The 14339-nt window shown below is 72.6% G+C and carries 12 protein-coding genes and 1 pseudogene; 7 read left to right on the forward strand and 6 right to left on the reverse strand.

What is annotated here, in order from left to right:
* Positions 1-78 precede the first annotated feature (78 nt).
* Positions 79-507: a hypothetical protein gene (locus tag CHC11_RS37720; protein WP_089316690.1), complete on the forward strand. Its 429-nt coding sequence runs from the start codon at positions 79-81 to the stop codon at positions 505-507.
* Between the two features lie 93 nt (positions 508-600).
* On the opposite strand, the gene CHC11_RS37725 is transcribed toward CHC11_RS37720, so the two are convergent.
* From CHC11_RS37725 to CHC11_RS42260, 3 genes are all read right to left on the reverse strand, one after another.
* Entirely contained in the window at positions 601-3387 is a 2787-nt protein-coding gene (locus CHC11_RS37725; RefSeq protein ID WP_089316691.1) for a protein-arginine deiminase family protein, read from the reverse strand.
* The gene (locus CHC11_RS37730; protein ID WP_089316692.1) at positions 3384-6305 is read right to left on the reverse strand and encodes a hypothetical protein; all 2922 of its coding nucleotides are present in this window, start codon (positions 6303-6305) and stop codon (positions 3384-3386) included. Before CHC11_RS37730 ends, CHC11_RS37725 begins: the two co-directional genes overlap by 4 nt.
* 201 nt (positions 6306-6506) lie before the next feature.
* Positions 6507-6776, reverse strand: coding sequence for a hypothetical protein (locus tag CHC11_RS42260; RefSeq protein WP_218826411.1), 270 nt, complete (start codon positions 6774-6776; stop codon positions 6507-6509).
* A gap of 127 nt (positions 6777-6903) precedes the next feature.
* On the opposite strand from CHC11_RS42260, the gene CHC11_RS37740 reads away from it, so the two are divergent.
* Positions 6904-8127, forward strand: a complete 1224-nt coding sequence (locus CHC11_RS37740; RefSeq protein WP_089316706.1) for an IS30 family transposase — start codon at positions 6904-6906, stop codon at positions 8125-8127.
* A gap of 93 nt (positions 8128-8220) precedes the next feature.
* Here CHC11_RS37740 and CHC11_RS37745 read toward each other — a convergent pair whose 3' ends face one another.
* Positions 8221-9114, reverse strand: a complete 894-nt coding sequence (locus CHC11_RS37745; RefSeq protein WP_245920260.1) for a hydroxymethylglutaryl-CoA lyase — start codon at positions 9112-9114, stop codon at positions 8221-8223.
* 113 nt (positions 9115-9227) lie between these two features.
* Here CHC11_RS37745 and CHC11_RS37750 point away from each other — a divergent pair, with 113 nt between their 5' ends.
* From CHC11_RS37750 to CHC11_RS42270, 5 genes and pseudogenes are all read left to right on the forward strand, one after another.
* Positions 9228-9929: a GntR family transcriptional regulator gene (locus CHC11_RS37750; RefSeq protein ID WP_089316693.1), complete on the forward strand. Its 702-nt coding sequence runs from the start codon at positions 9228-9230 to the stop codon at positions 9927-9929.
* Positions 9930-11153 carry a CaiB/BaiF CoA transferase family protein gene (locus CHC11_RS37755; RefSeq protein ID WP_089316694.1) on the forward strand — a complete coding sequence of 408 codons (1224 nt, stop codon included), beginning with the start codon at positions 9930-9932 and terminating at the stop codon, positions 11151-11153.
* A gap of 20 nt (positions 11154-11173) precedes the next feature.
* Positions 11174-11749 (forward strand): hydantoinase/oxoprolinase N-terminal domain-containing protein, encoded by a 576-nt coding sequence (locus CHC11_RS37760; protein WP_179279204.1) that lies wholly within the window; start codon positions 11174-11176, stop codon positions 11747-11749.
* A 165-nt stretch (positions 11750-11914) separates the two neighbouring features.
* Complete coding sequence (locus CHC11_RS42265) at positions 11915-12130, forward strand: hypothetical protein (RefSeq protein WP_218826414.1); 216 nt, start codon at positions 11915-11917, stop codon at positions 12128-12130.
* Between the two features lie 117 nt (positions 12131-12247).
* Positions 12248-12565, forward strand: a pseudogene (locus CHC11_RS42270) (isochorismatase family protein); the annotation flags it as partial.
* On the opposite strand, the gene CHC11_RS37770 reads toward CHC11_RS42270, so the two are convergent.
* Complete coding sequence (locus tag CHC11_RS37770) at positions 12539-14020, reverse strand: CoA-acylating methylmalonate-semialdehyde dehydrogenase (RefSeq protein ID WP_089316695.1); 1482 nt, start codon at positions 14018-14020, stop codon at positions 12539-12541. The pseudogene CHC11_RS42270 and the gene CHC11_RS37770 sit on opposite strands and share 27 nt — an antisense overlap.
* Before the next feature lie 10 nt (positions 14021-14030).
* Positions 14031-14339 (reverse strand): thiamine pyrophosphate-dependent enzyme (locus CHC11_RS37775; RefSeq protein WP_245920261.1); only part of this gene is annotated, 309 nt, incomplete at its 5' end.

A 14339-nucleotide genomic window follows, 5' to 3' on the forward strand; every position in this document is an offset into this window, starting at 1 on the left:
GGCTGCGCCGGTTGCTGGCCGTGCACGATCCGCAAGGCCATCGGCAGGCGGTAAGGCCGAGGACACCGGAAGGTGAACATGGGAACTGGAGAACGAACGCGGGCGGAGGCGCTTCGCGACCCCGAGGTCCTCGCACGCGCCCAGGGCGTCTTCAACGTGGTGGGCGGAGCATGGCCTCTGGTGAGCAGGCGCAGCTTCGAAGGGATCTTCGGGCCGAAGCAGGACAGGTGGCTCCAGCAGACCGTCGCCGGGCTGCTCGTCTCCGCCGGCTGTACCCAACTTCGCGCCGAGCCGTCGCCGGCCGGACTCCTCCAGGCTCGCCGGACGGGGCTGGGGACCGCGGCGACCCTCCTCGCCATCGACCTGGTACACGTGCCCCGGGGCAGGATCCGCTGGACCTACCTTCTCGACGCCGCCCTGGAGGCCGCGTGGATCACCGCCTGGCTGCGAGCCGGCACCGCCCGAAGGAGGCGCTCCCGCCGCGCCTGCCACCGTCGCGCCGGATGACCGGGAGCGCGGCACGGGCGGGTCGTCACCGCGGCGCGGTCGGGCGGTTCGGCCGCCCCGGCCTCGGCGGCTGATCCCGCCCTTCGCCAGGTTTCAGCGCCACCACCGGAGGCCGGCGGGGGCGGTGCGCAGCACGTTGGTCCCGCAGTGGATGGAGCCCAGGCGCACGTGGTAGTACCAGGCCTCCACCCAGCTCACCCGGTAGCCGATCCGGTCGGCGACGGCCTCGGTCCAGGCCTCGAACAGGTCGACCTTGCGCTCGGGGATCTGCAGCTTCCGCCAGGTGCTCCCCCTGAGGAAGCCGCGCGAGTCGAACGCGCCGGGATTGGCCCGGACGATCTGCTGCCGGATCTCCCCGCGATCGGCCGCCTTGGGCCAGCCGTCGCGGAAGGCGGAGGTCAGCTTCTCGGCGTCGTCCCCGGCGAGATCTCCCGCCATCGAGCCGGGCCGCGCCCAGAAGACCGTGCGGTCGAGTCCACGGGCGCGCAGCCACTGCGGTGTGAAGCGCGACGCCTTCACGTCCCCGACCTGCTCGGCCACCGTGCGCAGCACGCGGACGGCCGCGTCGACGTCCATCCGCGGGCCGTGCGGCCGCGGGACCAGCAGCCAGGGGGCGGCGACCTGGAGGTTCGCCAGGTTGGGGGTGAAGGCCGCGGTCTGCTCGGCGATGGCCGACCGGTCGTCGAAGATCACCGGGAGCTTGAGGATGGGGATCGCGCCGTACTCGGTCGTGAGCTTCTCCTCGGTCTCGGTCAGCTGCCCCTTCGCCGGGACGGACGCACCGTCCGGGCCCGTCCGCGGGCCGGCCGGTTCGGGGTCCTCCAGGTCCTCGTTGGTGCCGTCGCGGAAGTAGTCGAGCTCGAAGATCGAAATGCCGGCCGGTATCGACGGGGTGGTCGGCTGCCAGGGAGAGTCGGGCAGCGGGAGCGGGGAGTTCGGGATCGGGCCGGTGAGGACCCGGTACAGCGCCGCCATCGACAGGTAGACCTCCGGCGGCTCGATCGGCAGGAGCTGTCCCCTCTCGTGCTGGTGCAGCCACTGCATGCCGCGGAGCAGATGGGTGACCGGGTTCGCGCCCTCGTAGGTGAGCCGCGCGCCAGGGATGGGCAGCCAGTTCTTGTACCGCGTCAGCTCGCCCGGCGACAGGCCCGCCATGAACTCCCGCCGAGCGGCCTCGACCAGCCTGAGCGCGACGAACGGCGAGGCTCGCAGCACCGCGCCCTTCTGGCTCTGCGGATCGCGCAGGTCGGGGACGAACGCCAGCACCTCGTCGACGTGGCCGACGTCGAGCCAGCTGGTGTCGATCTCCAGCATCCGCTGGCGGCCCTGCGCCTGCCCGCGCAGGAAGGCCAGGAGCTCGGGGTCCATGTCGGTCGCGGTGGATCCGTCCGGCTGCGGCGTGGTCTGGTTGCCGACGACGACCACGCCGGCCGGGGCCTTGGCGTGCGGCGGCCCCACCTCGATGTTGCCGCCGAAGTTGTGGCTGGAGTGCCACTGCTGGAGGCGCTTCTCCAGGCGTCCCACCTCCGCCTCGGACATCAGGAGATCCTGCTGCGGCAGCCTGCCCGCGGCCGGCAGCCGAAGCCGGAGCTGGGGCGCGCCCTGCGGGACCGGGATCTCCCGCCGGACGTCCTCGACCTGCTTCTCGGCGTTCTGCACGAGCCGGCCGAGCTTGCCGTGCTCCTTGTACCAGGGTGAGTCCGGACGTTCGGCCGCCGCCCTGGCGACCTGCTTCAACCGGCCGGCCAGCGCGGGCAGCTCGTTGCGGGCGCGGAAGAACTCCACGGTCGCGTCCCCGAAAACCGCCACGGTCGTGTTCAGTTCGACGTCGGTACCTATCCGCGCGATCGACTCGAACAGCTGCCGCCGCAGCATCTTCACCCGGATCATGATCACCAGGGCGCGGTCGCTGCCGGGGAAGCCGAGCCGCCCGGTCGTGCCGTCCGGGGAGGTGATCGTCAGCTCCCGGTCCCAGAACGACTGGCAGATCCCTAGGCCCCTGCTCGGGAAGTGGCCGACCACCATCGAGCTCAGGTTGGGCGCGACGACCCCCTGCGCGGCGTCCGATCGGGTGCGCGGCGCGTGCAGCAGCACCCGCAGCGGGCCGTCCGGGGTCTCGGTGAAGCCGAGCTGGTACTGGTCCTGGATCCAGCTGTCGCCGCCGTGCACCTCCATCGGGATGAGGGTCAGCGGCACGCCGAGCGGCTGGAGCGCGGCCTGCACCTCGGCGACGGCGGGACCGTTGTCGTCCAGGGGCCTGGCCGGGTCGTCCGCAGTGACCTGGCACATGTAGAGCCGTTCCAGCGCGCCCGCGTTCCCGATGAGGACGAACGGGGACACGGTGAACAGCACCTCGTCCTCGACCACGGTGCCGCCCGGGTCGTCGCGCTCCAGCCACACCGTGACCCGGCCGTCCGGGAGCCCCGGGGCCGGTCCGGAGAGCACCGTGTTGGCCGACGGGGCGGCCGGAAGGTCCACCGCCTCCAGCGCGAGTCTGCGGGGGAACGGGCCGACCGGCAGCCGGAAGCGGACCCGGTTCCCCGCCCCGGCCCCGGCGAGCCGGCGGCCGGTGGCGTCGATCACCGCGCAGCGCAGGGCGTCCGCGCCCCGCAGCACGACGAACAGCGGGCCGGGCGCCGCGGTGATCTCCTCCACGAGGAGTCCGGCCGGTTCGTCGTCCCCGGCCGTCTTCACCGGCAGCTCGCGGTCCAGCCGGACCGCGTCGCCGGGGGTGACCGTCGTGGGCAGCCGCCGGGCGTCGTCGTCCAGGTTGGCGCTGACCAGCGCCCCCGGCGGCGCCTGCCGCCGCGCCCATTCGCCCGGCCGCGCGGAGAGCCGGCCGTCGCGGTCGAAGTCGGCGTGCAGCCGGTAGGCGGTCATCGGCCGCTCGCGTCCCCGTGCCCCGGCCCTGTCCCTGCGCCGGTCCCGTGCCCGGTCCCGGCGGGCGCGTCCGCGGGCGCGTCGGCCCTGCCGTCGCCCGCCCCGTCCGCCAGCGCCACCGGGGCGCCGGGCTTCAGCGAGTCCCGCAGCGGGGGCACGTCCGAGACGTCCTGGACCAGCACCAGGTCGGTGGGGATGACCACCTCCCAGGGCTTGGAGCCCACCGGGTACGGGACGCCGTTGTCGAGCTTGCCGAGGTTGGCGGTGATCTCATCGATGATCGGCACGTACAGGTCGTCGTTGATCCGCGGTACGTCGTTGCCGTCCCAGATGTTGCCGGTGTAGACGAAGTAGGCGACGGCGCTCTCGAATCCGGGCCGGACCGGGACCTGGACGCGCGCGGCGCCGGCGCGCAGGAAGGCGGCGAAGTCGGCGTCCGGGTCGGTGATGTTGAGGGCGGAGATCCACCGGGCACGCCGGCCCCACATGTGGGGGTAGCAGACGTAGAGCATGTTCTGCCACTCGAACGCGTTCTCCAGGAACCGGATGAACTTGCCGTTGGCGTTGGCCTTGTCGAGGTCCAGAACCGGCTCGGGCGGGGTCTTGGGCACCGGCGCAGCGAAGGAGTCGAGGTTCAGGTCGGGCTTCTTGGCCAGCATCATGATGACCCACTTCTTCAGCTCGTCGCGCTCCACCCGCCGGTTGACCAGCGGGTTGCGGCCGAACTGCTGGTTGGTGCTGCGCTGGAGCTCGCGCTGCGCGGCCCTCTCGTTGTACTCCGCGAGCTGCTGCTGGTAGGCGGCGATGACGGCGTCGTAGACCGACTGCTGCCACCGGGCCTCGGCCTCCGGCGTGACGACGCACTCCACGTCCACGCCGACCGACCAGCACAGCGCCGTCACCGCGATCGAGATGGAAAGCTCCTTCTCGGCTCCGGCGGTACCGCTCTTGGCGCCGAAGATGTCGGTGTAGACGTACAGCTGGCCGCCGATCACGATGTGGAAGTTGTGCAGGCTGCCGGCCTCGAACAGGTGGGTGGCCTGTACCGTCACGCTCTTGGCCGCGTACCCCTCCGGTATGTCGATCTTGCCTGCGCGGCCGAAGTTGGTCGTGGTGGTGCCGTCCTGCTTGTCGGAGAACGTGACCGTACGGGTCGACGGCGGCGGAGCGGGCGCGTTGACGACGCGGTACCGGGCGACGAAGTCGGTGTAGTTGCCGCGGGTCAGGTAGGACGGTCGCAGCGGCTGGCCGTCGGGCGTGGCCGGCGCCTGCGGCTTCACCAGCTCGCTGTCCTGCGGCGGGTTCTCCACCAGCCCGTAGAGGTAGTACGCCGCCGGTTCGGGCACCACGAAGTCGAACATGAACCGCTGGCCGTAGTTGAAGACCTGGGCGTCGTAGACCTTGTTCAGCCACCGGTAGATGCCGCGGACGTGCTTGGCGATGCCGTTGCTGAAGGCGTGCCGGTTGGTCTCCTCGAACTCCTCCAGCGTCCGCCGCCGGACGAGGCTGCGGACGCGCTCGCGCACCTTCTCCGCCGTGCGCTGCGTGACCTCCTGCGAGAAGGACGAGGCCTTGCGCTGGGACTCCTCGGTGGACGTCGAGCTGCCGGCCTTGACGCTGGAGGAGAACGACGCGGCCGGGCCGTAGCTGCCGCTCACCTGGAGCCCGGCCTCGATGTCGAGCTGGCTCTTGACGTGCTTCTCCGCCTCGTTCTGCAACTCGTCCCGCTCGGTGGACTGCAGGTCCCGCTCCTTCTCGGTCTCGGTCTCCCTCTCGTCCTCCGTGGTCACCTCCACCTGGGTGAGCCGGCGGGTCGAACGGTCCCGGGTCTCCCCCGTCATGACGTTCTCGACGTGGGCGAACTCGCCCAGTTCGTAGGCCTTGATCTTCTGCCGCACCACCAGCAGGTCGGCCAGGCCGGCGGCGGAGTGCTGGGGCGCGGGCGGCGGCGGGTCGGCGGCGAGCCCCTCGCCCCGGGCGCTCATGGCCCGGTGGAACCGGTGCAGGTCGATCTCGCCCCCGTCGAAGGCCAGGGTCCCGGTCGGCCGGACGTCCACCGCGACCTGCCCGGCCGCGTGGTGCAGCTCGGCCTCGACCGCGGGGATCGCGCGGAACGGCCGCAGGTCGCCGGCGAGCAGCCCCAGCCGGTCCAGGACTCCGCGCGTCTCCTCGCTGAGCCCCGCCACGGCGTCGGCGGAGAGCCTCGGCTCGGCACTCGCCGCCTCCGGGGGTTCGGCGGCGGCGCCCGGAACCGCCGCCGCGGTCACCGACGAGAAGACCAGGTGCCTGCCGTCGTGGACGAGCCTGAGCAGATCACGGTGCGCGCGGCCCAGGTCGTCCAGCCAGTTCCCCGCCTCCTCGTCGCGCTCCGCCAGGACGGGCGCCACCGGCGGGGACACCGGCGCCGCAGGGAGCTGCGCGAAGAACGCCGGCAGCGATGCCGGAACGCTCATGACCTCTCCGAGTGACCGCTCCTGCCCGGCCGTCGCGGCGGAGGCGGCCAGCCCGAGCAGCTTGGCGTCGAGGAGATCCTGCTCCGCGGTCCCCGCGGTGTCGCCGCGAAGCGCCGCCGCCAGCAGCCGGTCGCTCAGCTCGGCCCGGGCAGCGGCGAACTCCGGGGCGTCGACCAGTTCGGCCAAGGACCGCCCGAAGGCGCGGGAGACGCAGCCGTTCAGGTCGGCTTCCGCCAGCGTGCTCTTCTCGTTGGCGTAGAACCAGGCGCGCAGCGGGGCAAGGTCCAGCTCGGCGGTGCGCGCGGCCTCGTCCGGCCGCGGTCGACCGCCGGCGATCTCGCGGAGCCTCTCCCGGTCGGCTCCCGCCGCCGCGGCCTCGGCGAGCCGCCGGTGAAGCGCGGACGACTCGACCATGATCGGGATCCCGGCCAGGGTCGCCTGCCTGCGCGCCGGCCGAACGGTCATGAACCGGAATATGCCTTCACTCGCCATCGAGGTCCCTCCACGGTCTTCCCGGCCGCCGTTTCTGGTGGACGGCTGCGAGACTCGGCTCACCGCAGAGTGCGCCGAGTAGTCGGGGAACAACATCGTGGAAACCACTACTTTCAGTGTCCGGATCGTGCCACTCGGTTGAGGGAAACCACGAGCACCGCCCTCAGCCGACCATCACAGCCGCCCACCCGTTCGGGGTCGATGATCGCGATCACCGCGCCGGCGTCCTGCCCGTCCCGGGTCGGCCGCGGTGACCATGAACGGGCCACCGCGCCGGCCGTCGCGGACCCTCACCCGGTCCAAGAGGTCGAAGAGAGGGGCGCCCGGTTCGTCGATCATCTCGATGACCAGGTTCTTCAGCGTCTCGACGTAGCCGGGGTCCCGGCTGGCCGGGTAGGCGCTCTTGGGCCTGTTGACGATCTCCTCCGCAGCAGGTCCGCGCACGCCCGGCGCAGCACCGCCTTCTCCGTCCCCGTGGGCCTTCATAGCCGCCGCGGGAACGCGGCAGGGCCCGCCGATGCGGCTTGGGTTCTAGGGGTCGATGCAACACCTCAGTTCATGAGGGGTTGTGTTGGGCTTCGAGATCCGTGAGGTTCGGTCGCCGCAGGGGCCGGTGAGGCTGGCTGCTGAGCGGGCGGCATACTTCGAGCTCGTGCGGCAGGGCTACGGCAACGAGGCCGCGTGCCGGGTCGTCGGGGTGAACCCGAAGACCGGCAGGCGATGGCGGAACGGACGCAGAGCGTCCGGGAGGAACAAGGCGGCTCCACCGGCGAACGCGCCGGTGGAGCCGCCGTCGTGTTCGGGCAGGTACTTGAGCGAGGACGAGCGGATCGTGATCGCCGACCGGCGGCGGGAGAAGATCTCGATCCGGCAGATCGCCGTTGAGCTGGGCCGACCGGCCTCGACGATCAGCCGTGAGATCAAACGCAACCGTCACCCCGGCAGCGGCGACTACCGGCCGCATGCCGCCCAGGCCCGTGCCGACGCCCGCAGGCCCCGCCCGAAAAAAGGGAAGATCGCGGCCAACCTGGAGCTCGAGCAAGCGGTCCGGGCCGGGCTTGAGCGGGAATGGAGCCCCGAACAGATCAGCAACCTGCTGAGGCTGGCCCATCCCGACCGGCCGGAGATGCACGTGTCCCACGAGACGATCTACCAGGCCCTCTACGTCCAGGGCCGCGGTGAACTACGCCGCGAACTCACCAGGGCGCTGCGGACGGGGCGGACCGTCCGCAAACCCCACCGGCGCCCCGACCAGCGCCAACCCCGCTTCACCAGCCCCATGGTGATGATCTCGGACCGGCCGGCCGAGGCCGATGACCGTGCGGTCCCCGGCCATTGGGAAGGCGACCTGATCATCGGAGCGGGCAACCAGTCCCAGATCGGCACCCTGGTCGAGCGCGCCAGCCGCTACGTCCTGCTCGTCCCGCTGCCTGGCAGCCGGGACGCCCAGACCGTCGCCGCCTCCCTCACTACCACCATGCGCACGCTGCCCGCCGAGCTCAGACGGTCCCTCACCTGGGACCAAGGCGCCGAGATGGCTGATCACCAGCAGTTCAGCCTCGCCACCGACCTTCCCGTCTACTTCTGCGACCCGCACTCGCCTTGGCAGCGGGGCTCGAACGAGAACACCAACGGGCTGCTCCGCCAGTACTTCCCCAAGGGCACCGACCTGTCGGTCCACACCCCCCAACACCTCGCCGCGATCGCCGCCCGCCTCAACAGCCGACCACGCAAAACGCTGGGCTGGGAAACCCCAGCCCAGCGTCTCGCTAAGCTTCTGGCAACCGCCAGTTGACCACCTGTGTTGCAACGACCCGTTGAATCCGCCCGGGTGCCCGGCGGGCCCTGCCGCACCCGAACGCACTGCGGACCGCGAACGCGGCGCCGATCAGGGGACGGCGGGGAACGGGCCGGCGCGGCCGAGCAGGGCCGGGACGGGCTTGCCGAGGCGTTCGCCGAGCCAGGCCGCCGTCTCGGCGACCGCGGACATCCGGACGCCCGTGTCGACGCCCGAGCGGTCCAGGGCGTACAGCAGGTCCTCGGTCGCGATGTTGCCGGTGGCGGCGGGCGCGAACGGGCAGCCGCCGAAGCCGCCGGCGCTGGCGTCCAGGGCGCTCACACCGCAGTCGAGCGCGGTGAGGGCGTTGGCGTAGCCGGTGTTGCGGGTGTTGTGGAAGTGGCAGCGCAGCGGGACGCCCGGGGCGATGCCGGCGGCGCCCGTCAGCAGCGCGCGGACCTGGGCGGGGACGCCGACACCGATCGTGTCGGCCACGGCGATCTCGTCGGGTTCGCTCTCGGCGACCCGCCGGACCAGGTCGAGCACGCGGTCCGCGGGGACCTCCCCCTCGAAGGGGCAGCCGAAGGCGGCGGCGATCGTGACGGTGCGGCGGACGCCGGCGGCGCGGGCGTCCGCGGCGACGGCGGCCCAGGCGGCGACGCCCTCCTGGACCGTGCAGCCCTGGTTGCGGCGGCTGAACTCGTCGGTGGCCACCACGACGACGTTGATCTCGTCCACGCCGGCGGCCAGAGCGCGGTCGAGCCCGCGCCGGTTGAGGACGAGCCCCGCGTAGCCGACGCCGTCCGGCCGGGGGAGCCGTTCCATCACCGCCTCGGCGTCGGCCATCTGCGGGACCCGCTTCGGGTTCACGAAGCTGACGGCCTCGATCCGCCGCAGTCCCGCCTCGACGCTGCGTTCGATGAGCCGCACCTTGTCGGCGGTCGCGAGGATCGCGGACTCGTTCTGCAGCCCGTCCCGGGGCGCCACCTCGATGAGTTCGACCACGGACTTCCCTTGTATGCAATATGAGGTCAACTTCAGGATTGTCCTGGGAAGTCTCTTGTGTCAAGGCTCACGTTCTGCCTATCTTGCATGCAATCCATGGGAGGAGGTTACGGATGGTCCGTGCCGTGGACCGCGTCTACACACGGCTGCGCGCCGACATCCTGGACGGCGTCCACCCGCCCGGGGCACGACTCGGCGAGGCCGAGCTGGCCGCGACCACCGGCGCCAGCAGGACGCCCGTCCGGGAGGCGCTGCGGCGGCTGGAGGTCGAGGGCCTGGTGGAGGTGCTGCCGCACCGCGGCGCGCGGGTCCCGGACTGGACGCCCGAGGACCTGGAGGAGATCTACGACCTGCGGATGCTGCTGGAGAGCGCCGCCGCGCGGCGCGCCGCCACCCGCGTCACCGCCGCGGACGTGGACCGCATGGACGAGCTGTGCCGCCTGATGGAGGCGGCCGTCGCGCCGGGCGCCGGCCAGGACCTGGACCGGGTCGCGAACCTCAACACCGAGTTCCACGACATCGTCCGCGCCGCCGCCTCCAGCGGCCGGCTCGTGTCCATGCTCAACGCGGTGGTGCGGCTCCCGCTCGTGATGCGGACCTTCCACCGCTACTCCCCCGCCGACCTGGCCCGCAGCTCCGCACACCACCGGGAGCTGGCCGCCGCGCTGCGGGCCGGCGACGGTACGTGGGCCGAGTCGGTGACGCGGGCGCACGTGCTCGCCGCGAAGGCGGTGCTGCTGCGCGCCGCCCGCACCCCGGACGACCGGGACGACCCGAGCGACCGGAACGATCACACGGAAACGAGGACCGGCTAGATGTCAACGCACGTCGGCGCCGCGCCGGACGCCAGGGGCCCGCTCGCCGACCTCCGCGTCGTGGAGATGGGGCAGCTGCTCGCCGGACCGTTCTGCGGCCAGCTGCTCGGCGACTTCGGCGCGGAAGTGATCAAGCTGGAGCCGCCCGGCGCCGGCGACCCGATGCGCCAGTGGGGGCGGGAGAAGCCGCACGGCAAGTCCCTGTGGTGGCCGGTGGTCGCCCGCAACAAGAAGTCGGCGACCTGCGACCTGCGCACCCCCGAAGGCCAGGACCTCGCCCGGCGGATCATCGAGCGTGCCGACATCGTGGTCGAGAACTTCCGGCCCGGCACGCTGGAGCGCTGGGGGATGGACTTCGACCGGCTCCGCCAGACGAACCCCGGCCTGGTCCTGGTGCGCGTGTCCGGGTTCGGGCAGACCGGCCCCTACGCGCCCCGGGCGGGGTACGGGTCGATCGGCGAGGCGATGGGCGGCATCCGCCACGTGACCGGCGATCCCGGCGGCGCGCCCGCCCGCGCCGGGATCTCGCTGGGCGACTCGCTGGCGGCGGTGTTCGCCGCGATCGGCGCGCTCGTCGCCGTCCACCACCGCAACGCCACCGGACGCGGCCAGGTCGTCGACTCGGCGATCTACGAGGCGGTGCTGGCGATGATGGAGTCGCTGCTGCCCGAGTGGGCGGTCGCCGGGTACCAGCGCGAGCGGACCGGGTCCGTGCTGCCCAACGTCTCGCCCAGCAACGTCTACCCGACCGCTTCGGGCGAGATGATCCTGATCGCCGCCAACCAGGACACCGTGTTCGGACGGCTCGCCAGGACGATGGGCAGGCCCGAACTGAGCGCCGACCCCCGGTACGCCGGGCACGCCGAGCGGGGCCGGAACATGGCCGAGCTGGACGAGATCATCTCGGCCTGGTCGGCCCGGATCGAGACCGGGGACCTGCTGGAGCGGCTGCACGCCGGCGGCGTCCCGGCCGGCCGCATCTACACCGCCAAGGACATGTTCGACGATCCCCACTTCGCCGCGCGCGAGGCGATCGTGCGCCTCGTCCACCCGGACTTCGGCGAGCTCCCGATGCACAACGCGTTCCCCAGGCTCAGCGAGACCCCGGGGTCGGTCCGCCGGCCCGGCCCCGGGCTCGGCGAGCACAACCGGGAGGTCTACGGCGGCCTCCTGGACCTACCAGAGGACGAGATCGCCGCGCTGTCGGAGCGCGGCGTCATCTGAGCACGGCACCGGGAGGGCAGATGGGTTATCGACTGGGCGTCGACGTGGGCGGCACGTTCACCGACGTGCTGCTGGTCGACGAGCGGACCGGCGTCAGCCACCGCGCCAAGACGGCGTCCACTCCGGCCGACCAGTCGGAGGGCGTGCTCGACGGCATCCGCAAGGTGTGCCGGGACGCCGGGATCGAGATGCACGAGGACCGCGCGCGTGCGGAGCTGCGGCGGCTCGGCGGGGCCGGCATCGAGGCGCTGACCGTCTCGCCGATCAACTCCTACGCGAACGACGCGCACGAGCGGCGGGTGGCGGAACTCGCCGCCGAGGAGCTGCCCGGGGTGCCGGTGTCGCTGTCCAGCCACGTCCTGCCGGAGTTGCGGGAGATGCGGGAGATGCGGGAGTACGAGCGCACCGTCACCACCGTGGCGAACAGCTACGTCCAGCCCGAGGTGTCCCGCTACGTGGGCAACCTGGACCGGTCGCTGAGCGGAAGCGGGATCGACGCGCCGCTGTCGCTGCTGCTGTCCGGCCCGGCCGGCGAGGTGACGGGGGCGGTCTGGTTCGCCCGCACGGTTACAGCCACACGAAGACTACAAAGCTAGGGGCTACCTAATGTCCGGGAGTCGAGACGGATGGGCTACCCCCACGGCTGAAGCCGGGGGTCTGCGCCCCAGAAAGTTCGATCAACGCTGCGAGGAGGAGACGGGCCTCCCCGCACCACGACCGCCGGTCGGCGTCCGGTCGGCCGCCGCGCTGCGGGACCGCCGGTGAGCGACGACCTCGCCGCCGGCTACCGCGCCTCGGGGTTCGGCGGCGGCCTCGGCTGCGGCCGGTCGCCGTCGGTGCTGGCCGTGGACCTCGTCCGCGCCTACCTGGCGGACGGTCACCGCTGCGCGCCCCGGTCGAGGACGCGGTGGCCGCCGCCGCGACCCTGGTCGACGCGGGCCGGGCGGCCGGGCTGCCCTTGCTGTTCACCCGGGTGAGTCACCAGCCGGGCGGCGCGGACGGCGGCCTGTTCCGCCGCAAGATCCCCGCGCTCCGCGTGTTCGAGGAAGGCAGCCCCCTCGGCGACTTCGCCGAGGGGGCGGCCTCCCCGTCCCGGCGAGACCGTGGTCACCAAGCAGTACGCCAGCGCGTTCCACGGCACGTCCCTGGCGGCCACCCTGACCGCGTCCGGCATCGACACCGTGCTGATCTGCGGGCTCACCACGAGCGGCTGCATCCGCGCCACCGCGACCGACGCGCTGCAGCACGGGTTCCGCCCGCCGGTGGTGGACGAGGCCTGCGGCGACCGGGACCGCCGCCTGCACGAGGCGAACCTGCTGGACCTGGGCGCCAAGTACGCGGACGTCCTGTCCCTCGACGAGGCGCTCACGACCCTGCGCGGATCCTCAGCGGGCCGTGGGGAAGGCCATTGAGGACGCCCCGTCGGCCACGGCGGGGGCGGGCCACCGGGACGTGACGGCCTTGGCGCGTGTGTAGAAGCGCACCCCTTCGGCCCCGTGGACGTGGGTGTCACCGAACAGGGACGCCTTCCAGCCGCCGAAGGAGTAGAACGCCATCGGCACCGGGATGGGGACGTTCACCCCGATCATCCCGACGTGCACGGCGCGCTGGAACCGCCGCGCCGCCTCCCCGGACGAGGTGAAGATCGCCGTACCGTTGCCGTAGGGGTTGGCGTTGATCAGAGCGATCGCCTCGTCGAGGGTCTCGGCGCGCAGCACCAGCAGGACCGGTCCGAAGATCTCCTCCTGGTAGGCCGCCATGCCGGTGGCGACACCGTCGAGCAGGCAGGGGCCGACGAAGAACCCGGGGCCGGCCGCGCCGCGCCCGTCCACGACGAGCTTCGCGCCGGCCCGCTCGGCGTCCTCGACATGGCCGGTGACGCGCTGCCGCGCCGCCTCGCTGATCAGCGGCCCCATCTCGCTCGCCGGATCGGCGCCCGGCCCGACCTTGATCGCGCGAGCCCGGCCGGCGAGCCGATCGATCAGCGGGTCCGCGGCGGCCCCGACGGCGACCGCGACGGAGACCGCCATGCAGCGCTGGCCCGCCGATCCGTACGCCGCCGCCGTGATCTGGTCCGCGGCCAGGTCAAGGTCGGCGTCGGGCAGGACCACCGCGTGGTTCTTCGCTCCGCCGAGGGCCTGCACCCGCTTCCCGGCGGCGCTCGCCGCCTCGTGGACGTGCCGCGCGACGGGCGTGGACCCGACGAACGACACCGCCGCCACGCCCGGGTGCGTGATCAGCGCGTCGGCGGTCTCGCGGTCGCCGTGCAGCACGTTGAACACCCCGTCCGGCAGCCCCGCCTGCGCGTACAGCTCGGCGATCAGGTTGGACGCCGAGGGCACGCGCTCGCTCGGCTTCAGCACGAACGTGTTGCCGCACGCGATGGCGATCGGGTGCATCCACAGCGGGACCATCACCGGGAAGTTGAAGGGGACGATCCCGGCGCACACGCCGAGCGGCTGCCGGAACGAGAAGGCGTCGACCCCGGACGACACCTGGTCGGAGTACTCGCCCTTGAGCACCTGCGCGATCCCGCAGGCGAACTCGACGACCTCCCGGCCCCGCACGACCTCTCCGCGCGCGTCGTCCAGGACCTTGCCGTGCTCGGCGGTGACCAGGCGGGCCAGCTCGTCCTCGTGCCGTTCCAGCAGGTCGCGCAGCGCGAACATGATCCGCGCCCGCCGGCTCAGCGACACCTCGGACCACGACTCGAACGCTCGCGCCGCGGTCCCCACCGCGAGGTCCGCCTCGGCGCGCCGCCCGAGGACGACCTCGCCCGCCTGCCGGCCCGTCGCCGGATCGTGGACGGCCGCCGAGGTGCTCCCGCCCACCGGGACACCACCGATCCAGTGCTGGATAGAACGCATCGGGTTCCTTTCAGAGGTAACGGCGCTGAGTCTTCTTGTCGTCGTCGTAGCGGGCGCGTGCCTGCCGTGTGCTCTCCAGGGCGGAGACTTCGGCGACCGGGACGTCCCACCACGCGTCACTGCCCGGCCCCGCGGCGAGGGGGTCGGTCTCAACGTGGACGACCGTCGTGCGGGGCGACGCGATCGCCTGGCGGAGCGCCTTCCTGAATCCGTCGGCGTCGTCGGCGCGGATGACGTCGGCGCCGAGGCTGGCGGCGTTGGCGGCCAGGTCGACCGGGATGGGGTCGCCGTCCAGCCCGGTGGGGGTGCGCACGCGGTG

It is taken from the genome of Actinomadura mexicana (genome assembly GCF_900188105.1).
Classification (GTDB): domain Bacteria; phylum Actinomycetota; class Actinomycetes; order Streptosporangiales; family Streptosporangiaceae; genus Spirillospora; species Spirillospora mexicana.